The 21704-nt window shown below is 43.2% G+C and carries 19 protein-coding genes, 1 pseudogene and 1 CRISPR repeat array; of the genes and pseudogenes, 11 read left to right on the top strand and 9 right to left on the bottom strand.

Annotated features, from left to right (window positions below):
* The first annotated feature begins 2 nt into the window (after positions 1-2).
* Entirely contained in the window at positions 3-476 is a 474-nt protein-coding gene (locus tag KKZ03_RS14350; RefSeq protein WP_243217500.1) for an NYN domain-containing protein, read from the top strand.
* An 87-nt stretch (positions 477-563) separates the two neighbouring features.
* Here KKZ03_RS14350 and KKZ03_RS14345 read toward each other — a convergent pair whose 3' ends face one another.
* The 3 genes from KKZ03_RS14345 to gpmI form a co-directional block, all read right to left on the bottom strand.
* Positions 564-1880 carry a S41 family peptidase gene (locus KKZ03_RS14345; protein WP_243217499.1) on the bottom strand — a complete coding sequence of 439 codons (1317 nt, stop codon included), beginning with the start codon at positions 1878-1880 and terminating at the stop codon, positions 564-566.
* A 232-nt stretch (positions 1881-2112) separates the two neighbouring features.
* Positions 2113-3294 carry a murein hydrolase activator EnvC gene (locus KKZ03_RS14340; RefSeq protein ID WP_243217498.1) on the bottom strand — a complete coding sequence of 394 codons (1182 nt, stop codon included), beginning with the start codon at positions 3292-3294 and terminating at the stop codon, positions 2113-2115.
* 7 nt (positions 3295-3301) lie between these two features.
* The gene (gene gpmI / locus KKZ03_RS14335; RefSeq protein ID WP_243217497.1) at positions 3302-4846 is read right to left on the bottom strand and encodes a 2,3-bisphosphoglycerate-independent phosphoglycerate mutase; all 1545 of its coding nucleotides are present in this window, start codon (positions 4844-4846) and stop codon (positions 3302-3304) included.
* A gap of 256 nt (positions 4847-5102) precedes the next feature.
* Here gpmI and KKZ03_RS14330 point away from each other — a divergent pair, with 256 nt between their 5' ends.
* The 4 genes from KKZ03_RS14330 to KKZ03_RS14315 all read left to right on the top strand — a co-directional run bounded on the left by KKZ03_RS14330 (position 5103) and on the right by KKZ03_RS14315 (position 7465).
* Positions 5103-5417, top strand: coding sequence for a helix-turn-helix transcriptional regulator (locus KKZ03_RS14330; RefSeq protein WP_243217496.1), 315 nt, complete (start codon positions 5103-5105; stop codon positions 5415-5417).
* Positions 5418-5462: 45 nt separating this feature from the next.
* Positions 5463-5924 carry a rhodanese-like domain-containing protein gene (locus KKZ03_RS14325; RefSeq protein WP_243217495.1) on the top strand — a complete coding sequence of 154 codons (462 nt, stop codon included), beginning with the start codon at positions 5463-5465 and terminating at the stop codon, positions 5922-5924.
* A gap of 63 nt (positions 5925-5987) precedes the next feature.
* Positions 5988-6458 carry a protein-export chaperone SecB gene (gene secB, locus KKZ03_RS14320; protein ID WP_243217494.1) on the top strand — a complete coding sequence of 157 codons (471 nt, stop codon included), beginning with the start codon at positions 5988-5990 and terminating at the stop codon, positions 6456-6458.
* An 8-nt stretch (positions 6459-6466) separates the two neighbouring features.
* A complete protein-coding gene (locus KKZ03_RS14315) occupies positions 6467-7465 on the top strand; it encodes an NAD(P)H-dependent glycerol-3-phosphate dehydrogenase (protein WP_243221635.1) in 999 nt (332 codons plus the stop codon).
* A 43-nt stretch (positions 7466-7508) separates the two neighbouring features.
* Here the strand turns inward: KKZ03_RS14315 and KKZ03_RS14310 are convergent, their stop codons facing one another.
* Positions 7509-8348, bottom strand: coding sequence for an SWIM zinc finger family protein (locus KKZ03_RS14310; protein ID WP_243217493.1), 840 nt, complete (start codon positions 8346-8348; stop codon positions 7509-7511).
* Between the two features lies 1 nt (position 8349).
* Positions 8350-11409 (bottom strand): DEAD/DEAH box helicase, encoded by a 3060-nt coding sequence (locus KKZ03_RS14305; RefSeq protein ID WP_243217492.1) that lies wholly within the window; start codon positions 11407-11409, stop codon positions 8350-8352.
* Positions 11410-12146: 737 nt separating this feature from the next.
* Here KKZ03_RS14305 and KKZ03_RS14300 point away from each other — a divergent pair.
* Positions 12147-13674, top strand: a pseudogene (locus tag KKZ03_RS14300) (IS3 family transposase).
* A gap of 96 nt (positions 13675-13770) precedes the next feature.
* A CRISPR array of direct repeats spans positions 13771-14349; the repeat unit is 29 nt; unit sequence CGGTTCATCCCCACGGGTGTGGGGAACGC.
* Positions 14350-14428: 79 nt separating this feature from the next.
* Here KKZ03_RS14300 and KKZ03_RS14295 read toward each other — a convergent pair.
* On the bottom strand, positions 14429-15964 hold the full coding sequence (locus KKZ03_RS14295) for an IS3 family transposase (protein ID WP_243217491.1): 1536 nt from the start codon (positions 15962-15964) through the stop codon (positions 14429-14431).
* Between the two features lie 152 nt (positions 15965-16116).
* Between KKZ03_RS14295 and KKZ03_RS14290 the strand changes: the two genes are divergently transcribed.
* From KKZ03_RS14290 to KKZ03_RS14270, 5 genes are all read left to right on the top strand, one after another.
* Complete coding sequence (locus KKZ03_RS14290) at positions 16117-16425, top strand: hypothetical protein (RefSeq protein ID WP_243217490.1); 309 nt, start codon at positions 16117-16119, stop codon at positions 16423-16425.
* A complete protein-coding gene (gene istB / locus KKZ03_RS14285; RefSeq protein WP_243217489.1) occupies positions 16418-17155 on the top strand; it encodes an IS21-like element helper ATPase IstB in 738 nt (245 codons plus the stop codon). The genes KKZ03_RS14290 and istB overlap by 8 nt, the downstream gene beginning before the upstream one ends.
* 100 nt (positions 17156-17255) lie before the next feature.
* Positions 17256-17786 carry a hypothetical protein gene (locus KKZ03_RS14280; RefSeq protein ID WP_243217488.1) on the top strand — a complete coding sequence of 177 codons (531 nt, stop codon included), beginning with the start codon at positions 17256-17258 and terminating at the stop codon, positions 17784-17786.
* Positions 17787-18597: 811 nt separating this feature from the next.
* The gene (locus KKZ03_RS14275; protein WP_243217487.1) at positions 18598-18888 is read left to right on the top strand and encodes a DUF1778 domain-containing protein; all 291 of its coding nucleotides are present in this window, start codon (positions 18598-18600) and stop codon (positions 18886-18888) included.
* A complete protein-coding gene (locus tag KKZ03_RS14270; protein WP_243217486.1) occupies positions 18857-19393 on the top strand; it encodes a GNAT family N-acetyltransferase in 537 nt (178 codons plus the stop codon). The genes KKZ03_RS14275 and KKZ03_RS14270 overlap by 32 nt, the downstream gene beginning before the upstream one ends.
* Before the next feature lie 260 nt (positions 19394-19653).
* Here KKZ03_RS14270 and KKZ03_RS14265 read toward each other — a convergent pair whose 3' ends face one another.
* The 3 genes from KKZ03_RS14265 to abiEi form a co-directional block, all read right to left on the bottom strand.
* Positions 19654-19944 carry a hypothetical protein gene (locus KKZ03_RS14265; RefSeq protein ID WP_243217485.1) on the bottom strand — a complete coding sequence of 97 codons (291 nt, stop codon included), beginning with the start codon at positions 19942-19944 and terminating at the stop codon, positions 19654-19656.
* A gap of 201 nt (positions 19945-20145) precedes the next feature.
* On the bottom strand, positions 20146-21042 hold the full coding sequence (locus tag KKZ03_RS14260) for a nucleotidyl transferase AbiEii/AbiGii toxin family protein (protein ID WP_243217484.1): 897 nt from the start codon (positions 21040-21042) through the stop codon (positions 20146-20148).
* A complete protein-coding gene (gene abiEi, locus KKZ03_RS14255) occupies positions 21029-21577 on the bottom strand; it encodes a type IV toxin-antitoxin system AbiEi family antitoxin (RefSeq protein ID WP_243217483.1) in 549 nt (182 codons plus the stop codon). Before abiEi ends, KKZ03_RS14260 begins: the two co-directional genes overlap by 14 nt.
* Between the last annotated feature and the right edge of the window lie 127 nt (positions 21578-21704).

Genomic DNA, 21704 nt, shown 5'->3' with positions numbered 1-21704 from the left:
GGATGGACAAAGTCGCCATCTTTGTAGATGTGCAAAATATTTATTACACTACCAAGCAAAGCTATCAACGACATTTTAACTACAGTGCATTCTGGACTCAGGCAACTGCCAACAGGACAGTTATCGGCGCGTTTGCTTATGCCATCGATAAAGGTGACAGCAAGCAACTGGGCTTTCAAAAAATACTGAAAAACATCGGTTTTGAAGTCAAACTTAAGCCTTATATACAGCGTTGTGACGGTTCTGCCAAAGGCGACTGGGATGTCGGTATTACGCTTGATGTAATGGAGTATGCCGCAAAAGCGGATATCGTTATTTTGTTATCCGGCGATGGTGACTTTGATCTGCTGTTAAATAAAGTAGGCAGCACTTACCCTGTTACCACTGAAGTCTACGGCGTACCGGCACTGACCGCCCCATCGCTAATCAACGCGGCCAACCGCTTTATCGCAATTGACGATAAATTGCTGCTGTAAGCTGTTAAGATCTTTTCACCAGCCATAAAAAAACCGGATTTCAGGCAACTGAAATCCGGTTTTTTTGACTAAAACATACCAAACAAATTATTTCTTGATAATACTAATGCCTTTTAATAAATTTAAGGCTTCATGCAAGGAATAGTCTGCTACATCCAGTTTGTCCTTGTCTTTATCCAAGCCATCTTTTTTGTCATTAACAGCACCTTTTCCACTCTGTAAATGACCCGACAAATCCGATTCTTTAACAGGCGTAAAATCGCCTTTACCCAAAGCCTCCAACTTAACACGCGCCAAGGTTACATCAGGCTCAATACCTTCAGCTTGTATTGAGCGACCTGAAGGCGTGTAATAGCGAGCTGTCGTCATTTTTACTGCTGCACCATTACTTGTCGGCAATATCGTTTGTACTGAGCCTTTACCGAATGATTTTTCGCCCATGATAACAGCGCGTTTTTGATCCTGTAACGCACCTGCGACAATCTCTGATGCCGATGCAGAACCACCGTTGATCAAAACCACGATAGGCGCACCATCAATCAAATCATCAGGTGATGCATTAAAACGCATCTCTGAATTTTCAATACGTCCTTCCGTGTAAACAATGAGACCACTTTTTAGAAAAGCATCACTCACTTCCACTGCTGCATTTAAAACACCGCCGGGGTTATTTCTTAAATCAAGAACCAGGCCTTTTAATGCACCGCCGTTTTCTTTTTTCAGTGCAGCCAGTGCTTCTTTTAGAGAATCGCCTGTGCCTGATTGAAAACTGCTAATACGCAGATAACCGTAGCCTTTTTCCAGTATCCTGCTCTTAACGCTCTTAACTTTTATAATGTCGCGGGCCAACGTTAATTTTAACGGTGTTTCTTCGCCTTCACGAACAATGGTCAGGACAATTTTACTACCAGGCTCACCACGCATCAGCTTGACTGCATCCGCCAAAGACATGCCCTTTACCGGCTTATCATCCAATTTGATAATAAGGTCTCCGGCTTTTATTCCCGCTTTTTGGGCTGGTGTATCATCGATAGGTGAAACTACTTTTATAAAGCCGTTTTCCATAGTCACCTCGATACCCAAACCACCAAATTGTCCGGTAGTACCTTCTTTTAATTCCTGATATTCCTCAGCAACCAAATAAGCAGAATGCGGATCAAGACCGCTCAACATGCCTCTAATAGCATCTTCCAATAATTTTTTATCAGAAACGGGCTCGACATAATCTCTTTTTATCCGCCCAAAAATTTCCGTAAATGTCCGCAAATCCTCATAAGGCAGTACTTCGGTTTCGGTTGCAACATCGGTATTACTTCGCTCGGCAAATACACTGCCGCAGATACCCATAAAAACACCCAACATAATCCCTAAGGATAAAATAAAAATAGTTTTCTTTTTTAGCATGTGCGTTAAAACTCCAAATCCTCAATTTTCTACATTTATTATCATCAAACGACTAACTGCTTGAAGACCATTTAGGTGATATCCACGAATAAATATACCCAAGTGGCGCAGGATTTTTGTTCATTTACAAGGCCGAGAAATAGGCGCATAACTAGCTACGTAACTATTTTGACAACGCAGTAAATGAACAAAAAGACCAGCAAATTGGGTATATTATTCGCAGGAAATCGCCTTACCTTTGGCACCATTCAAGCGGATCAATGGGCACACCTTTATTGCGTATTCCAAAATATAACCCGGACTGGCTACGCCCACCACTTTGTCCAACAGAAGCGATAATATCTCCAGTCCCTACAAAATCACCTGCTTGCTTATAAAGACTCTGATTAAAGGCATACAGCGTCATATACCCCTGACCGTGATCAATAATAAGCAACAAACCATAACTACGCATCCACTCCGCATAAACGACTTTACCAGCGGTAACAGCCTTAATTTCCTGACCTTCATTCGCATCAATCAACACGCCATCCCAAGTACCGGTTGTTCGGGCACTCCCAAATTTTTGTGCCAACTTACCATTAACAGGCCAAGACAACTTACCTTTGAGTGAAGAGAAATCAACTTTTGGCTGAGCAGACTGATCCACGGATAAAGGCGATGCTATTAACTGATCGGGATCAACAGCAAGCTCGGCTTCGGTAACAGGTAAAGAAGCCATCAAATTTTTCAGTCTGTTTTCACTTTCCTGCAACTGACTTAATTGTTGTTCATTTGAAGAAAAGTCGGTATCAATTTTCACTAACAAATCATTTCTTTGCTTTCTGGCCTCATCAAAAACCGCTTGCTCTGTTTTCTTTCGCTCCAGATCTTGTTCCAACAGCTTGGTTTCAGCTTGTTTTTGCTGATCCAACTGGTCCAGATGCTGAACAGCCTTTTCTATATCAGTCAGTTTCTTTATTCGGTCTTTGTTGAAATAATTAAAATAAACCATCATCCGGCTAGATAAAACCGGATCTTGCTGGTTAAGAAGTAACTTTAATTTTTCTTTTTCGCCAATAGCATAAGCAACTCTTATTTGATCGGCCAATTGCTTGCTTAACTTATCTACTTCAGCCTGATAACCTTGCATATCATCGCGAATTTTGTCCAGACCATCACGTTTTTTCTCAATTTGACCCTGTAATGTTTTCAATGAAGCCGCTATTTCACCATAGTGCCTTTCAATTTCGGCCAACAAGCTCTGCAAAGCATCTTTTTGCTCTGCGAGTTGCTGCAAGGTCTGTGTAACACCATTAATGTCTGACTCAACCTTATTAAGCTCGTTGAGCTCAGGGTTAGTCTGCAAATCCTCTGCATAACCCTGATTAAGCCAAGTACCCAGCAATAAAACAAAAAACAGCTTTTTTCTCATTCACAAATCAAGCAACATTAATAAGAGATCGTCCCGTCATTTCAACGGGTTGCTCGACACCTAAAATAGCCAGCATAGTTGGCGCTAAATCCGATAAACCACCACCAGAAGCTAATGGCTTATGCCCGCCGACATAAACCAACGGCACCTGGTTTGTCGTATGCGCAGTGTGCGGTTGCCCTGTCACTTTATCAAGCATTTGTTCAATATTACCATGATCAGCCGTTAACAAGAGCTGTCCATCAACAGACTTTAACGCATCAACCACGCGTTGCAAGGCTTTATCAACAGCCTCTACAGCAAGAATCGCCGCAGGAATGATGCCGGTGTGACCAACCATGTCGCAGTTGGCATAATTACAAATAATGACATCGTATTTACCGCCGGTTATTGCCTCGACCAAATGATCAGTAACCTCTCCCGCATTCATTTCCGGTTGTAAGTCATAAGTTCTAACTTTTGGCGATGGCACTAATATCCGGTCTTCTCCAGGAAAAGGCGTATCAACACCGCCATTAAGAAAAAAAGTGACATGCGCATATTTTTCAGTTTCTGCCAGCCGCAGTTGCTTCATACCCAGCACAGACAAGTATTCGCCAAGGCAATTTTTAATGTCTACCGAAGGAAACGCTATATCATAACCAAAATCTTGATGGTATTCCGTTAAAGTACAGAAGTAACCCTGAAAAGGTTCGCAGCCTCTATCAAAAGAATCAAACGTTGTCAGGGTTATTGCCTGAGAAATTTCGCGCGCCCGATCAGCCCGAAAATTCATAAATACTACCGAGTCTTCAGGATCAAGGACAACTGCCTGACCTTCACTATCGACAACAGCCGTCGGTAAAACAAACTCATCCGTCTCGCCTCTTTCGTAAGCTGTTGCTAATCCTTGCAAGGCAGAATCAACAAAAAAGCCGGCTTCGCCTTTAACAATCAAATTGTAGGCAGATTTTACCCTATCCCAACGATTGTCTCTATCCATTGCATAAAAACGCCCTATTATGGAAACGATACGACCAACACCAAGTGCAGCAAATTTTGCTTCCAATAATTGAATGGAAGCTGTTGCACTTTTAGGAGGAACATCCCGGCCATCCAAAAATGCATGCAGATAAATTTTGCTTAAGCCTCGTTTTGCTGCCAGTTCGACCATCGCCGAAATTTGCTCTTCGTGACTATGGACGCCACCGGGTGACAACAAGCCCATAATATGTAGAGCTTTACCTTTATCTTTGGCATGATCAACGGCACGACAAAGCACTGGATTGGTATAAAAACTGCCATCGGTTATCGCATCATTCACCTTGGAAAAATCTTGGGGAACATATCGTCCTGTGCCTATATGAATATGCCCCACTTCAGAATTACCCATTTGGTCATCAGGCAAGCCAACCGAGTGACCGGAACAATCCAATAAGGTCATGGGATAATCTTTTTGTAACTGATCCCAACAAGGTGTATTGGCCATCGTAATGGCATTACTCTCTTGCTCCAATGAGTAACCAAATCCATCAATAATCAGCAAAACTAAAGGCTTAGGTCGGTTCAACATCTTTCATTTATCTCCGTATAATAAAAACAAAATCGGGGTCGCCTGTTGGATAAATCCAAATTAGAAGCAGTATTATATTATCCATTACCCAAAATGGTTCAAAATAAGGTATCATTTTGTCAAATTTGTTGTTTGGGTAAACAGGCAAAGTAATCATTATATTAATACACGTTGGTAGTAGTTGTGTATAAATAATTCTTCGGAAGTTCTTTATTGACGATAAAGACACCGTAAACCAGTAGCATTACGTAGTACTATGGAAACTAAAAACCAACACATTTTATACAATGACACCGACATAGCCAGGGCGGCTCGCTGCCTGAAAGCCATGTCACATCCATTGCGATTAAAAATATTGTGCGTTCTTGGCACTAATGCAATCAGTGTGCAAGATATTGTTGAGCAAGTAGGAACCAGCCAGAGTAATATTTCCCAGCACTTATCAATTCTTAGGGAAAAAAACATTCTCGGCTCAAAAAAAGAAGCCAATCGTGTTTATTACTTTATTGATGATGAGCGCATGCTGCTACTTATTAAAATGATGCGAGATGTTTTTTGTTCCAAGAGCTAATTTATTTTCAACCTTTTGACCTTCACTTAACCTAAAACATATCCAATGGACCGTTACCTAGACTTTATTTTAAATCACTATATATTATCGCTTGCACTGGCTGTTGTTACTTATTTATTGATCCAGGAATTGTTTGACACCGCCTTTAAGAAATTTGATGCTGTTTCACCGTTGCTGGCTGTCGCTAAAATGAATGATAGCGAAACACTGGTTATAGATGTTCGCGAACCCTCTGAATTTATTCACAATCATATTGAGCAGTCTATCAATATGCCTTTAGGTAAATTATCGGAAGATCTTGCAAAAATAGCCGAGCATAAAACCAAACCTGTGCTTATTTCCTGCAAAACCGGTACTCGCTCGGCATCAGCTGCCAAACTATTGACCAAAGCAGGATTTGAGCAAGTTTTCGTTATTACCGGCGGTATGGATGCTTGGGAAAACGACTATAAATTGCCCATAAAAATAACTAGTAAACAAAAAACCAAAATCAACCCAAGCGCATGATTTTATTAGCAATTAATACTAATAAAACTCACGCATACTAAAACCTCAAACAACACATTAATTATGGCCGAAGAGCAAACAGCAATAGAAAAACAATTCTCTATTCAAAAAATTTACACTAAAGACATGTCTTTTGAAACACCCAATTCACCGACCATATTCACTGAAAAATGGGAACCTTCCGTTGATTTCAATCTGGGATCTCACGTTGAACCCTTGGAAAATGCGCTATACGAAGTAGCACTGACTGTCACTATTACTGTTAAAAGCAATGATAAAACAGCTTATCTGGTTGAAGTCAATCAAGCGGGTATTTTTGCTTTGAATGGTTTTACCGATGAAGAAATGGGCCCTATGGTAGGCAGTTTTTGTCCAAACATTCTTTTCCCTTACGCCCGCGAAGCCGTTTCTGACCTAGTTGCAAAAGGCGGTTTTCCACAACTGCTTTTGGCACCAGTAAATTTTGATGCCTTGTATGCCCAGCATTTACAACAAATACCGCAACAACTCCCTGGCTCTGACACTATCAATTAATTGGTGTGATTAACAAAAAAATAGCTATCCTGGGCGCAGGTTCCTGGGGAACGGCTCTTGCGCTTCTGGCAGCCAGAAATGGTTGCCAGACTCTATTATGGGGACATAACCTTGAGCATATGATGGCACTTGCAAAAGACCGTCAAAATAAACGCTATTTACCTGAGCATTATTTTCCTGCCACTCTTGCCGTTACTTCAGACTTAAACGAAGTTGCTGCATTTAGCAAACTGCTACTGGTTTGTGTGCCTAGTCATGCCTTTAAAAAAACCCTGATTGAACTTAAACCCTACTTATCAAACGAGATTAAAATAGCGTGGGCAAGCAAAGGTTTTAATCCTGATGATGGTTCATTACTCCACGAAATAGTTGCTGATATTTTTAGCCCACAAACCCCGGCGGCTATTCTTTCAGGGCCTACCTTTGCTCACGAAGTTGCAGAAAACCTGCCCACTGCCATTACCATAGCCTCATCGCAGCCGGGTTTTGCCAAACAACTTTCCTACATTTTACATGGCGGGCAGTTTAGAACTTACACCAGTGCCGATGTTGTGGGAGTAGAAGTGGGTGGTGCGGTAAAAAATGTTCTGGCTATTGCTGCGGGCATCGCTGATGGCTTGGGCTTTGGTGCCAACACCCGAGCCGCGTTAATTACACGCGGCCTTAATGAAATCATTCGTTTGGGTGTTGAACTGGGAGGAAAACAGGAAACCTTTATGGGTTTGGCAGGCTTGGGAGATCTTATTTTAACCTGTACCGACAATCAATCCAGAAACCGGCGCTTTGGTTTGGCATTAGGTCTCGGTAAGGACAGAATAACGGCGATGCAGGAAATTGGCCAGGAAATCGAGGGCATTTCCGCCGCCAAAGAAACGTTATTATTAGCCAGGAAACACGGCATAGATATGCCCATCACTGAGCAAACGTATAAAGTGCTCTACGAAAACCTCGCACCACTGACTGCCGTACAAAATCTGTTAGCCCGAGAACAAAAAGCTGAATCTTAAGGTTCACTGTTTAATTGACCAGATCTATAGCAGACTTTTGCACTCACAGCCGTTTCAAAGTAACTTTGCGCATCCTGAGATAAAAATCTTCCATCACATCGATAAAAGAGTTTTGTTTTTGCCAAAACCCAGGAAAATCACCGCCTTTTTTAATTAACATAGCGGGAATAATCGCCGCTTGGCCCGGTTCCAGACTTTTTGGTAACGGCTGCTGTCCCTGCCAAAAGTCTTCTAAGCGGATTTCCTGAGGCAACGCTGTCAATACCGGTCGGGTGTAAAAACTGGTTACCGGCACTAATTCAGTAGCCTCGCTACTTTTGGCTTCGCTTAACACTTTACCTAAAGGTGATAACGCCAATTCCTGTAATAATTTTTCGGGTGCAAGTCCACGCATTTCAAATAACAGAAACGGGTCCTGATCCAGTTGACCCGCCAAGCGGTAACAAGCACCGGCAATATGTTTACAGGGGACCTCATAATCGGGGCAGTCACAGGACACGTTAAAATCTTTATAATCATTGGGCAGTAAGTGCACACCCACATCGGCAAACACCGTTTCAATATTTTCCGGTATTTCATTGAGCAATAATCTGGCAATAAAACTGGCGCGTTGGCTAAGTTTTTGAATTATTTTTTGCCATTGTGCCTCGGATAAATGCGTCATTTGCACACTAACTTTATAAGTCGGCTCCTTATAAACGCCATAATAAGGATTTATATTCCCGCGCAATTTTGCCTCGACTGTACCTTTTTGCAATAGCCATTGCTTGATACGATTGTCGGTAGAATAAGAACGCCCACGCGCCAGGCGTCCACTGTCGGTAAAATCTTCCAGGGCAGCTATAAATTGCTGTCCCCACCAGGTTTTTGCATGAGTACTCATATCAGTCTTCCATAATGCTGTGTTTATTGAGTGCAATAAGTTCTTTAAATGCTTGATTATCCAGCTTGGTTAGCCAACTTTCATCATTACCAACAATGCTGTCGGCCATTTTTTGCTTGTCGCTGATCATTTGGTCGATACGCTCTTCCAGAGTCCCCAACGTTACAAATTTATGCACAAAAACATTCTTTTTCTGGCCGATACGAAAGGCCCGATCAGTCGCCTGATTTTCAACCGCAGGATTCCACCAACGATCAAAATGAAACACATGATTGGCTTGGGTTAAGGTGATACCCACACCACCGGCTTTGAGCGATAAAATAAACACGGCAGGGCTGGTATCCGGATCTTGAAAATCACTGATCATCAATTCGCGTTTGTTACGTGGCGTGCCACCATGCAAGTAATGGGTTTTGTAATGTTTTTCTTTTGCCAGATAACGCGACAGGTTTTCACCTATTTCAGTAAATTGGGTAAACACCAAAACACTATCGCCCTGTGCCATCGCTTCTTCAAGCATTTCGCTGATACGCTCAAGCTTGTGTGAGCGTTCCGGAGTAAATGCACTGCCATCTTGTAAAAACTGCATCGGATGATTACAGATTTGTTTCAATTTCATCAAAGTCGACAGCATTAAACCCTGACGTTGAATACCCTCAGCCGCTTCTAACTGGGTAACCACATCTTGAACAACCACTTCATAAAGGGACGCCTGTTCTTTGCTAAGATTGCAATAAATCTTGTTATCGATTTTATCGGGTAAATCCTTGATAATCGCTTTGTCTGTTTTCAAACGCCGCAAAATAAAAGGCTGGATCAGCCTTTTCAAGATAGCCGACTGGCGCTGGTCATTATCACGCTGTACCGGTAATTCATAGCTTTTACGAAAGTGAGTTTGTTTACCTAAATAACCCGGATTAAGAAAATTAAAAATAGACCATAAATCCATTAAGCGGTTTTCTACCGGCGTACCCGTTAAGGCCAGACGTGTATCACCGTTGAGCTTTAAAATAGCCTTGGTTTGTGCCGACTTGGGGTTTTTAATATTTTGCGCTTCATCCAATACCACCCGATGCCAGTGCAAGGCACCCAGTAATTTACTGTCTTTACGGGCAAGCGTGTAAGACGTAATCATCAAATCATGCTGTAGACAGCGTTGTTTGAAAGCATCGACCGCTTGTTCACGGTCACTACCATGATGAATTAACGTGGTCAACTGCGGGGCAAACTTTTCAATTTCTTTTTGCCAGTTGCCAATAACCGACGTGGGCGCAATCAGTAGCGTAGGACCTGGTTTTGTTTGCTCGCGCTCCATGACCAACAAACTAATCACTTGCATGGTTTTACCAAGCCCCATATCATCGGCCAGACAACCGTTTAAACCCAAGTTTTCCAGATAACGTAACCATGCCACACCACGCTTTTGATAATCGCGTAGCTCTGCATTAAGCCCCGCCGGATTATCGATGAGTTCTAACTGACTGTTATCAGATAACTTGGCCAACATTTGTGCGAGGCTGTCATGTACATCCAGTTCAAAGCTGTCAGCGTCTTCGGCTAATTTTTTTAATAATTCCTGTACCGACAACTCAGGGACAGACATATTTTGCTGCTGTATAAAGGCCAGCATGTCTTGCATGTTATCCCGGTCCAATTCCATCCATTGACCGCGAAAGTAAATCAACGGTGCTTTGGCATCTATCAATTGTTGCCATTCTTCAGGGGTCAGCGTTTCATCACCAATAGCCAACTCGTAGTGATAATCTGTCAGCGTCTCCATCGAGAAATAAGCTTGCCCACTGGCAGGTGCAGACTTGACTTTACCACCAGAACGCAACCGAACTTTCGCCCGGCGCCGACCTTTGGGCGTTAACCACGCCGGAATAATAATTTTGAAACCGGCATCTTCCAAAATCCAGGCGCTTTCTTTTAAAAACTCAAAAGCTTCATTCATGGTCAACTGCACACTATCCGGCTCAGCGCCTTCCATGCCCTGCCAGCATTTGGGATAAATACGTGCCGCTTGTGCCAAGTTAATTAAAATCTGCTGCTCTATCGCCAATCCAAACTGTTGCTGTAACAACTCATGAAAGTGATCTTTATCTGCCCAAAAATCAGCCAAATCCAGTTTAAGCGAAGGATCGTTGAGGGATGATAGAAAAAACACCAAACGCCACTGGTCAATCGCGGTGGCATCCGCTTCAAGCAACTGAAACCCCATATGCAAAGTACTCAGTGCTTGGGTTCCCAACAGTTTTTGCTGCCATTGCTGCCAGTAAATAAAGTCATCAGGTATCTCTGGACGGATTGCAATCAACTCTGCGGAATGTTTATGCAACAGAATAGTTTCTAAAAAATCACCCTGAATTTTTTTAGTAAAAATCTGCGGCATCTCCAGCGCTGCGATAGTAAGAAGTTCATCAATAACCACTTCGGCAAAATGCCGTAACAACGATTCGGGCTGGTGTTGTTGACTACACGCCAGCGGCATTTGCGTAATGGCTGTTTGTATCAAGCTTTCATAGTTGCTTGATACCAATTGCCAGCGCCGATACAACTCAATTTTTGCTCCTGATTTTTTACTCAACAACAAAGGAATATACTGATCTTTAGCCAAAATTTGTTTTAACGATTGGCTAAAGTAATACCAAAACAAAAAATCACTACCGATACGGCTATTACTGACCTGAAAACAACACAAAAAATGAATATTATTAATCGCTTTCAGCGGGGCTGACAACGGATAAGCGTAAACCTGCCAGCTCTGCAGTGTCACCGTGTCATCAACTTCACTATACTGTAACTCCGGTGACGGCAAGGGCTTACCGGCAAAGGTAGGCAACTGCAGCGATATTAATGCCCCCTGCCCTGCATCCACCAAACCGAGTGCCAACTCATTTTTTAAAAATTCCAAACAAAGCTTTTGAGGCAAATGTTGGGGGTGCAACGTTAGGTTTGCTGTACCCCCAACCTCGTCACTTTCTACCCACAGGTAAAAATCTCCCACTTGCATAAAATCTTGAGTGTCTTTGGGAATCCAGGCCCCATGTATTACGTTCATAAAAGCGATAGTTTGATAAGGTTAATAGAAGCAAATAATCAATCGAGCTATAAATAACTCATAAATCAACTGTAATCGTTTTTTTTGACCAAAAAAATTACTCCATAATACCTGTGCGTTACTCACTGTGTCTAATCAGGCTCTTATTTTTTATCTGGTTTGAAAGTAAACGGTTAATTGAGGGCGTGGGATGTAAGTCTATGAATAACGCAGATTCGCTACTCTGTGGTTCATCCCCACGGATGTGGGGAACGCGCGTGCTTTTGTTTGGCAATATCAACAGTTGCCTTTACTAAATCGTCTAAATTAACGTCTTGCATTCCAATTTTATCAAGCGGTACCTCCATAATATCGGCTTGGGTCTTAACTGCAGAATATCGTAGTAGGCAAACAACATTGCCTCATCCTTCCGCTCTTTCGCTGATTGGGCGGCATTCTTAGCTGTCATAACAATAGTTTCAAGCAATACTTGGTAATCAATTTGACTAGACACTTTTTTTCTCCTTTAAAATACCTTGCACAATCGCTTTATGTGCTAAATTTCTATCTATATCGGTTCATCCCCACGGATGTGGGGAACGCGCCCTGAACATATAGTCCCGACCACGCAATGTCGGTTCATCCCCACGGGTGTGGGGAACGCAAGAATCGCACACCGAACCCTGTCAGCATCATCCCCCTGCGTCAGAATAGTTGTCGCCTCAACTTTTAAGAAAAAATAAAATTTGAGAGTAGAAATGAAAAAATATAAAAGGTATTCAGTAGGCTTCAGAGAGCAGGCCCTGGTAAAAGTATACAATCGTAGTAATGACCAATCAGTTCAGTCCGTCGCAAACGAATTGAATATCCATTTAACAACCTTGAAGGCTTGGATGAAACAGAAGGAACAGGACGTCAAACTTGCACCGCTAAAATCAAAGCGTCCCGAAGATTGGAGCTCTGAAGAACGCTTTACTGCTTTACAAAAAACCTATAATTTGATCGGTGAAGACTTAAATGCCTGGTGTCGTGAACGCGGCGTTTTTATTCATCAGTTGGAACAATGGAAAGCTGATTTCTGCCGCAGGGATGACTTAGTAGACAAGCGTGAAGAAGCGCGGGTCCTGCGTATATTGAAAGAAGAAGTCCAAAGCCTTGAGCGCAATTTATTGCGTAAAGACAAAGCCTTAGCAGAAGCCGCAGCGCTGTTGGTACTGCAAAAAAAGTTCCGGGCGCTCTTGGGGGGAGAGGTCGAATGACTGGCCACGAAGAGCGCGAACAAGTGATTGCTTTACTTAATGAATCAGTAACTGCGGGAGCACGTCAAGCTAAAGCCTGTGAAGTATTAGGACTTAGTGAGCGTACCTTACAACGCTGGCAGACAGGTGAGACGATTCACTGCGATCAACGCCCCTTGCGTGACTATCAACCGCCACACAAACTAACAGCAATCGAGCGTGCCGAGGTGCTGATCGTCGCTAATTCAGATGAATTTGGTCATCTGCCACCGAGTCAGATCGTGCCACGACTGGCCGACCAAGGTAGCTATCTGGCGTCTGAGTCGACCTTCTATCGCATCCTGCGCGAGGAAAAACAGCTTACCCATCGGCGTAGCGAACGTCCGGCTCAAACACGAACAAAGCCACGCGCGGCATGTGCTACAGCACCTAATCAACTGTACAGTTGGGACATTACTTATCTGCCATCACTGATCCGTGGACAGTTTTTCTATCTGTATCTATTTGTTGATATTTTCAGCCGAAAGATCGTCGGTTGGGCAGGTGTATGAAGAAGAAAACAGCGCCTTGGCTGGCGAATTGTTACGTGATCTCTGTCATCGTGAAGGGATACAGGCAGAACAGCTTATCCTGCATTCTGACAACGGCAGTCCGATGAAGGGATCGACTATGCTGGCGACCTTGCAACAACTGGGTGTCATGCCTTCGTTTAGTCGGCCATCGGTTAGCAACGATAATCCGTACTCAGAATCGTTGTTTAAAGACCTTGAAATATCGTCCTAACTATCCGCTAAAGCCGTTCGCCGATGTTACGGAAGCGCGTCAGTGGGTCACAAGCTTAGTGGAATGGTACAACCATGAGCATCGTCACAGCGCTATTCGGTTTATTACTCCAGCGCAACGCCATGAAGGCTTGGACGACAAGCTTCTGGATAACCGTAAAGTCGTCTACGAAGCAGCACGTGCTAAACATCCGCAACGCTGGACTGGAAGTTCCCGTAATTGGGAAAAAATCCAGACAGCCCACCTTAACCCAGACAAGGTCTAAACAAAAAAATGCTACCAAGGAAGTGATTATTTAGAAAACAAACCAGAGTAAGATTTAACCGTCGAGGCGACAACTACATTGACAATTACCGATCATCGGTTCATCCCCACGGGTGTGGGGAACGCCCCTTGATGCGTCTGGACTTCTCGATAAGTGTCGGTTCATCCCCACGGGTGTGGGGAACGCTGAACAAATTGCTTGCGTGTACCATTCGCACCCGGTTCATCCCCACGGGTGTGGGGAACGCTTCTTCAAGTGTGGGTTGTGGCATGGTGGTTCCGGTTCATCCCCACGGGTGTGGGGAACGCCCGGATGATAAATTGACCTGATCTGTTGTGGCCGGTTCATCCCCACGGGTGTGGGGAACGCCCGAGATTCGCGTTTGCTTAAAAGTTTGTGATCGGTTCATCCCCACGGGTGTGGGGAACGCTCTTAATTTTGACAACCCAAGGTCGTTTAATTTCGGTTCATCCCCACGGGTGTGGGGAACGCTTTTCAGCATCGCCTTGTGTTTTGAAATAATACGGTTCATCCCCACGGGTGTGGGGAACGCTGGCACTGAATAAATTGCAAGCTGCCGTGCTGCGGTTCATCCCCACGGGTGTGGGGAACGCCAATGACACCTTCTCAACAACCATTCCAGGAACGGTTCATCCCCACGGGCGGTAATTGTCAATGTAGTTGTCGCCTCGACGGTTAAATCTTACTCTGGTTTGTTTTCTAAATAATCACTTCCTTGGTAGCATTTTTTTGTTTAGACCTTGTCTGGGTTAAGGTGGGCTGTCTGGATTTTTTCCCAATTACGGGAACTTCCAGTCCAGCGTTGCGGATGTTTAGCACGTGCTGCTTCGTAGACGACTTTACGGTTATCCAGAAGCTTGTCGTCCAAGCCTTCATGGCGTTGCGCTGGAGTAATAAACCGAATAGCGCTGTGACGATGCTCATGGTTGTACCATTCCACTAAGCTTGTGACCCACTGACGCGCTTCCGTAACATCGGCGAACGGCTTTAGCGGATAGTTAGGACGATATTTCAAGGTCTTAAACAACGATTCTGAGTACGGATTATCGTTGCTAACCGATGGCCGACTAAACGAAGGCATGACACCCAGTTGTTGCAAGGTCGCCAGCATAGTCGATCCCTTCATCGGACTGCCGTTGTCAGAATGCAGGATAAGCTGTTCTGCCTGTATCCCTTCACGATGACAGAGATCACGTAACAATTCGCCAGCCAAGGCGCTGTTTTCTTCTTCATACACCTGCCAACCGACGATCTTTCGGCTGAAAATATCAACAAATAGATACAGATAGATAGAAAAAAACTGTCCACGGATCAGTGATGGCAGATAAGTAATGTCCCAACTGTACAGTTGATTAGGTGCTGTAGCACATGCCGCGCGTGGCTTTGTTCGTGTTTGAGCCGGACGTTCGCTACGCCGATGGGTAAGCTGTTTTTCCTCGCGCAGGATGCGATAGAAGGTCGACTCAGACGCCAGATAGCTACCTTGGTCGGCCAGTCGTGGCACGATCTGACTCGGTGGCAGATGACCAAATTCATCTGAATTAGCGACGATCAGCACCTCGGCACGCTCGATTGCTGTTAGTTTGTGTGGCGGTTGATAGTCACGCAAGGGGCGTTGATCGCAGTGAATCGTCTCACCTGTCTGCCAGCGTTGTAAGGTACGCTCACTAAGTCCTAATACTTCACAGGCTTTAGCTTGACGTGCTCCCGCAGTTACTGATTCATTAAGTAAAGCAATCACTTGTTCGCGCTCTTCGTGGCCAGTCATTCGATTCGACCTCCCCCCCAAGAGCGCCCGGAACTTTTTTTGCAGTACCAACAGCGCTGCGGCTTCTGCTAAGGCTTTGTCTTTACGCAATAAATTGCGCTCAAGGCTTTGGACTTCTTCTTTCAATATACGCAGGACCCGCGCTTCTTCACGCTTGTCTACTAAGTCATCCTGGCGGCAGAAATCAGCTTTCCATTGTTCCAACTGATGAATAAAAACGCCGCGTTCACGACACCAGGCATTTAAGTCTTCACCGATCAAATTATAGGTTTTTTGTAAAGCAGTAAAGCGTTCTTCAGAGCTCCAATCTTCGGGACGCTTTGATTTTAGCGGTGCAAGTTTGACGTCCTGTTCCTTCTGTTTCATCCAAGCCTTCAAGGTTGTTAAATGGATATTCAATTCGTTTGCGACGGACTGAACTGATTGGTCATTACTACGATTGTATACTTTTACCAGGGCCTGCTCTCTGAAGCCTACTGAATACCTTTTATATTTTTTCATTTCTACTCTCAAATTTTATTTTTTCTTAAAAGTTGAGGCGACAACTATTCTGACGCAGGGGGCGGGGTCGTTGCATTGATTATCGACATGTTATTCATAGTCTATCCGCTAAACCGCAGGCGTTCCGGTTTTTACAGTTCAGGGATGAGTTATTGCCCACGGAGACGTATCGAAAATTGTGGCTTAACTGTGATCAACAGTTTCAGTCCAGAGAGGCCTGCAAATGGATAGTTAGTGTACTGCGTATCGCTATGGATCATGATTGTGAAGAACGCTTAGGCAATGAGTTAATAGCCTTGGTTGATAACAATAAACCGCTGCCTACCCTCAAGGTCTTACAAGAGCGTTACTTAGGTAAACAAACCGTACCAACCATTCCCGCACGACAACATAATTTAAACAGCTATGATCATTTGTTGCAGGGCAACTGGCATCGTATGGAGGCTGTTGGTCATGCCTGAAACTATCGACTTATTATTGAAAGAACTTAAACTGCCGGCCTTTAGCTGGCATTATCAAAGCCATCAGGAGCAGGCTATTGACAAGGGTTATGGTCATATCCGTTATTTATCGGGACTTTGTGAACAGGAAGCGGCAGATCGTTATCAAAAGCGGGTGCAAAAATGGACGCGAGAAGCAGGCTTACCGCCAGGGAAAAGCTTTGCCAATCTCATTCTACCTGAACTCAGCGCATCCGTTCAACAACAAGTTATTGGGCTGAAAGACCAGACTGACTGGGCTCATGATGCTGGAAACGTTTTATTGCTCGGACCTTCGGGTATCGGTAAATCGCATATTGCTGCGGCCATTGCTGGTCAGTTAATAGAGCAGAAAGTTCGCGTCAAATGGTTCTCAGCGGTGGCACTCGTTCAAAGCCTACAGCAAGCCAAGCGGGATCTGAATTTAATGACAGCGATGACACGACTGGATAAATATCAGGTTCTGGTTGTTGATGATATCGGCTATGTTAAAAAAAACGATGCTGAAACCCAGGTATTATTTGAATTCATCGCACATCGTTATGAAAGTGGGAGCTTAATCATCACCTCTAACCAACCCTTCAGCCAATGGGATCAAATCTTCCCTGACACCATGATGACTGTCGCGGCTATTGATCGCATTATCCATCACGCCACCATTATTGAAATCGAAGGAGAAAGTTATCGTAAAAAACAGAGCTTAAAAAAGTAACCCGTTTTTTAATCAAAACCGGCCAAGGTAATTGACGTCAGCCGGACAGGATAGTTGACGCCGGACACTAATGTTAATTCAAAATGAAAATTAAAAAATTATGTGTAGCTTGACCGCTTTAATAAAGAACCATGCCTATGCCAAGACTAGGACTATCAGAAGTGGCGACGGGATACACTTACAAGATGGTGCTGGTTTAATCTTATCCGGTGTTGTCGCTGTGTCTGAATCGGGTGCCGATTACATTATCAATATGGTAACCAGTGGCGGGTTTATCCGCACATCCCCCACAACCAACATATACCAAGCCGTTAATGACTGCCGTATAACGTTTGTTCCGCGTAGATGTTTACAAGGTGTAGACAGTGCTTTGGTGCAAGTAATGGTAAAAGAGAATCAGGCGCTTACACAAGCTCTTATACGTGTCATCTCTCAAACATTGGTTGACAAGGTAAAATTTGCAATTGATATGATGGTTAGCTTGGGGTTAATACGTGCCACTAATGGCACCCCTGAGATAATAAGAGGGCAATTTGATATAGGTATCGTCACATTATTAGCACGGTTAACCAGTTCTCGTTTGGAGTCTACAAGCAGGGTATTAAAGCAATTACGGCTTGAGTCTGTTTAAAGGTTAGCACTGCTCTTTAAAAATTCGGATGATTACTCACTGGCTTGATGTAAGTCAGTGGGGCTTTTTAGTTATGACCGGCAAAGGTTGCCGATAAGAAAGGGATAATTTAAATCTAGTGATAATCGGCAATAACTCTCTAAAGTGTACCCGTATGAGTACCCGAAAAGGGAAATTTCTCTTTTTAACAAATCACATATTTTGTAAGTCATTGTTTCAATTGGTCGGGACGACAGGATTTGAACCTGTGACCCCTTGTCCCCCAGACAAGCAAAAACATTAAAAATTACTTAATATTCAATTAGTTACAGATCTCGCCAAGCTCTGATCTACTACATATTTACTACATTCTACTCCATACTAATTACAACGTAGTGACAAATTTACTACACATAGCAATTCATGGAGAGTTGAATACAGAAATAGAAAAATTCACTTTTAGCTTAGATAAGAATGACTACGAGTAGATATAATCGATAACAATATTACAATCGCGGGATAAATTTGCTTTATTCTCGATGTTCAAGTTTTTAATTCTTGATTTTAAATAAGACCTTACAGCTAAGCATCTATGATATTGCACCTGAACGCATTGACGAAAATTCCTCGATTTATCTAGATCGCCTCAGTCAAGCCAAAAAAATTTTAACATCAAGTTATACCAATCATCAATTTCGGGATTTTGTGCTGGCTGTTCTGCGACAATTGCTCTGTTCAGTCAGTTGACGATAACCACCTGATTTATTGTGTTGACAAAAGCAACACATTAGACTAATTTTACATTAACCAATTATTCAACAGATACAAGCCAATGAAAACGCAACACGCCACTGCCGAAGTAAATATCCACTTGCGTGCCCGTGCCCATGATAAATTGCTTATTGACCAAGCAGTCGAATTGCTTGGTTTGAACCGCTCACAATTCATGATGGCATCTGCACTGAAAGAGGCTAAGAACGTAATTCTTGATCAAACCTCCATTTATGTTGATAACCAAGCATTTCAAAAAATCTTGGGCTTACTAGACACGCCTGCATCACAAGAACAAATTGACGGCATGAAGCGTTTGATTGCAACTAAATATCCGTGGTCGCATGAGTGAAAACAAAAGGCTTTGCTCACCTGCTTATCTAACCACAAGTCACGATTTAGAAGACTTCCAATCAGGTGAGGAAGCGTTAGATAGCTGGTTACGAGATCGAGCACTTGATAATATGGCGACGGGAGCAAGCAGAACCTATGTCGTTTGTCCACAGGGTTCGCTTAAGGTAATAGGATACTTCGCTATTTGCATGGGCCAGATTCTTAATCAGGACGTTACTGGCTCTATGCGCCGGAATATGCCCCGACAAATTCCGGCGGTCATTCTTGGACGCTTAGCCATCGATAAAAAATGGCAAGGCGAAGGCTTAGGCAAAGCCTTGTTGAATGATGCTGTACAAAGGTCTGCCCGTGCTGCTCAGGAAGTATCTGCTCGCCTTCTGATCGTTCACGCCATTTCCTACGAGGCAGAAGCCTTCTATTTGCATCACGGCTTTATCCGCCTTCCAATTGAAACGCCTACTTACGCCATCGACCTCATCAAGTTTTCCAGTCTCTCAGAATGAGGGGCCTAAACCCAGAGACTAAATAAGGCTTTATTCAATGGATTTCTCTAAAATCAAGAATTAAAAACTTGAACATCAAGTTATTAATAATTTGGAAATAATACATCCCATTAACTGCCATTCCCATAAGTAAAATAATCGCCATCTAATATCTAATATCTAATATCTAATAGTCGATTTTATAAACCATTTCAGATAGACACTACCACCGATATCCACTGCGCGATTGCGAACCTGACCACAGGTCATCGGGTCGGGCATCAGCCCATCGGAAAGAAAGGCATGCAAAACAATAATAGTTTCCGGGTTAACGCCAGCGTACTCGGTATCAAGCACCAGATATTCAATGGCAGATTTGTGATTAAGATCATCTGGGTTTCCATTGCATCCTTACCTTCAGCTGCTTGACCAAACTTGATCAGCCTCTCTGTGTCTAATCGACTATAATTATTTCCTTCCAGTACAGAAGATGCCCACGAAAAATCAATGAGCAGGCGATTAAGAATGTCACGTCCAAAAGTATCTTCTTGAAGTGAAAAAATTTTTGGCATTCACTTACCTTTTTGTGTCGTGAGATGCAGTATCGCGCCATTTTATTTGGCACACAATATTTTTTTCGCGCCACTTAAATCAGTTATATGACAGTATTTATAAAAATCGCGTCAATTGTTATGTCTTTTCCAAGCTAAATAGCTTCAAATGCCTTGTCGATATCTTAATTGAACAACTCGCTTCATGACTCGAATTAAGCTTTACATCTGAAATCCGGAGACAAGCCTCTCTTCTAATAAAAAATGCCGAATTTGCGAGGATAAGTCATTGATAAGGTTAGTCAGAAAATCCCAAAAGACTTGCTGATCTGCAGTTTGAGTGACCAATTCAGAAGGTAAAAAACGTCGCATTTCTTTTCTAAACTCTAACGCTACCTTGGAATCTGTTTTGAGTAATGCACAACGCTTGTCAAACAGATCCAAAAACTGCTGAGGATCACTTTTATGGTCTGCTAGCTTTACTGGAATTAAGTCCATTTGTGGTTTTACACCTTGTTGATATAACCAGGCTATATCCCATAAATCACGATTCTTAATTCGGTTGGGTCGAAGTGCAAAGGCACAAAGCTTGTCAGTAAAAATTTCTTCCCGGCTTTCAACTTGCAGAATTAAACCACTGGTACCCATCTCAACGCCATAGGGGTTTAATAAAAGCATAGGGCGTGGTTGATAACTTGGAATAGCACACACATCAATATTGATTCTCTGAGCCGGTAGATCTTTACACCCCGGTCGCGTTTGCACCTTCAACTTCCACGTATCAACGTTACCTACATCTCGAGTTGGTTCACTCACTGTAATTTCAAGACCGTATTTGGCCATCATTTTCGTTACCAATACGTCTGCCATAGCTGTCAAACTATCCCGATTAAAGTTGGCACCTCCCGTGAAATCAAGATCTTCACTGAGTCGATTAGAGCCATAACATGCGCGTAAACAAGTACCACCAATAAAGGTGAGTTGAGCCAACATGCCTGATTGACTTAACACCCGCAAAATATCGTGGTGTAGCAGTTCTTTCTCGACCACCATGCGCAGTGGCGCTAACTCTTGCTGATTCTTCAATGCCTCATCGACCAATTGATCAAACAAGCCCATTGGCAACACTCCAATCTATCAAGTCTGTACTACGATGGGTTGCCCGCATATCACGCAACGCTTGGGGCACCTTGGCACGCCAAAGCTTGCAGCGAGTGTCATAATATATTTGACCAACGAGTTCCTGAGGCTTTTGACAGGTATGAACAAACTCAATCGAACCCCACCGACCACAAGAAATTACACTACTCCGTCCTGATGACATAACGGTAATTCGATTGATCGGTATTTGAGAAATAACGCCCGAATCACTAAGTACAGTTTCCAGACTAATATAATTTAAATAATCTGCACGTAATCTTGCTGCGGCATGAAACAATAAAAGTCCGGTAATGGGTGCAACTTTATCAAAAAGATAGAGCCCTCGGCATAATCTGATCAAGTGACATTGCTTGGTAGCACGGCTTAAAAGCGTATTAAAAGCCGATTCCGTCAGATCAGGCAAAATAGCCCTCAAGTCATCAGGAGTAAAAAGATAATGCTCGGGACCAGCTAACTGAGCCAAGCTTTGCATTAAACGCCGTATAGGTTGCATTGAAAATAACTCATCACTAAATTTCACTTAGTGTAATTTAGTGATGAGTTATTTTCAATGTTTTTGATTTCTATCATTTTGACACTAACGCTATTCATGCCATATTAAAAAGGTGTATGTGACTCAT

The sequence above is a fragment of the Methylobacter sp. S3L5C genome, from assembly GCF_022788635.1.
Taxonomy (GTDB): Bacteria; Pseudomonadota; Gammaproteobacteria; order Methylococcales; family Methylomonadaceae; genus Methylobacter_C.
This window is presented reverse-complemented; position numbering and strand designations above follow the sequence as displayed.

Excerpts from the sequence above, each read along its gene's own strand:
- KKZ03_RS14350 (WP_243217500.1), top strand. The coding sequence starts at position 3 with ATGGACAAAGTCGCCATCTTTGTAGATGTGCAAAATATTTATTACACT.
- KKZ03_RS14345 (WP_243217499.1), bottom strand. The coding sequence starts at position 1,880 with ATGCTAAAAAAGAAAACTATTTTTATTTTATCCTTAGGGATTATGTTG.
- KKZ03_RS14340 (WP_243217498.1), bottom strand. The coding sequence starts at position 3,294 with ATGAGAAAAAAGCTGTTTTTTGTTTTATTGCTGGGTACTTGGCTTAAT.
- gpmI (WP_243217497.1), bottom strand. The coding sequence starts at position 4,846 with ATGTTGAACCGACCTAAGCCTTTAGTTTTGCTGATTATTGATGGATTT.
- KKZ03_RS14330 (WP_243217496.1), top strand. The coding sequence starts at position 5,103 with ATGGAAACTAAAAACCAACACATTTTATACAATGACACCGACATAGCC.
- KKZ03_RS14325 (WP_243217495.1), top strand. The coding sequence starts at position 5,463 with ATGGACCGTTACCTAGACTTTATTTTAAATCACTATATATTATCGCTT.
- secB (WP_243217494.1), top strand. The coding sequence starts at position 5,988 with ATGGCCGAAGAGCAAACAGCAATAGAAAAACAATTCTCTATTCAAAAA.
- KKZ03_RS14310 (WP_243217493.1), bottom strand. The coding sequence starts at position 8,348 with ATGAGTACTCATGCAAAAACCTGGTGGGGACAGCAATTTATAGCTGCC.
- KKZ03_RS14305 (WP_243217492.1), bottom strand. The coding sequence starts at position 11,409 with ATGAACGTAATACATGGGGCCTGGATTCCCAAAGACACTCAAGATTTT.
- KKZ03_RS14295 (WP_243217491.1), bottom strand. The coding sequence starts at position 15,964 with ATGAAAAAATATAAAAGGTATTCAGTAGGCTTCAGAGAGCAGGCCCTG.
- istB (WP_243217489.1), top strand. The coding sequence starts at position 16,418 with ATGCCTGAAACTATCGACTTATTATTGAAAGAACTTAAACTGCCGGCC.
- KKZ03_RS14280 (WP_243217488.1), top strand. The coding sequence starts at position 17,256 with ATGTGTAGCTTGACCGCTTTAATAAAGAACCATGCCTATGCCAAGACT.
- KKZ03_RS14275 (WP_243217487.1), top strand. The coding sequence starts at position 18,598 with ATGAAAACGCAACACGCCACTGCCGAAGTAAATATCCACTTGCGTGCC.
- KKZ03_RS14265 (WP_243217485.1), bottom strand. The coding sequence starts at position 19,944 with ATGCCAAAAATTTTTTCACTTCAAGAAGATACTTTTGGACGTGACATT.
- KKZ03_RS14260 (WP_243217484.1), bottom strand. The coding sequence starts at position 21,042 with ATGGGCTTGTTTGATCAATTGGTCGATGAGGCATTGAAGAATCAGCAA.
- abiEi (WP_243217483.1), bottom strand. The coding sequence starts at position 21,577 with ATGCAACCTATACGGCGTTTAATGCAAAGCTTGGCTCAGTTAGCTGGT.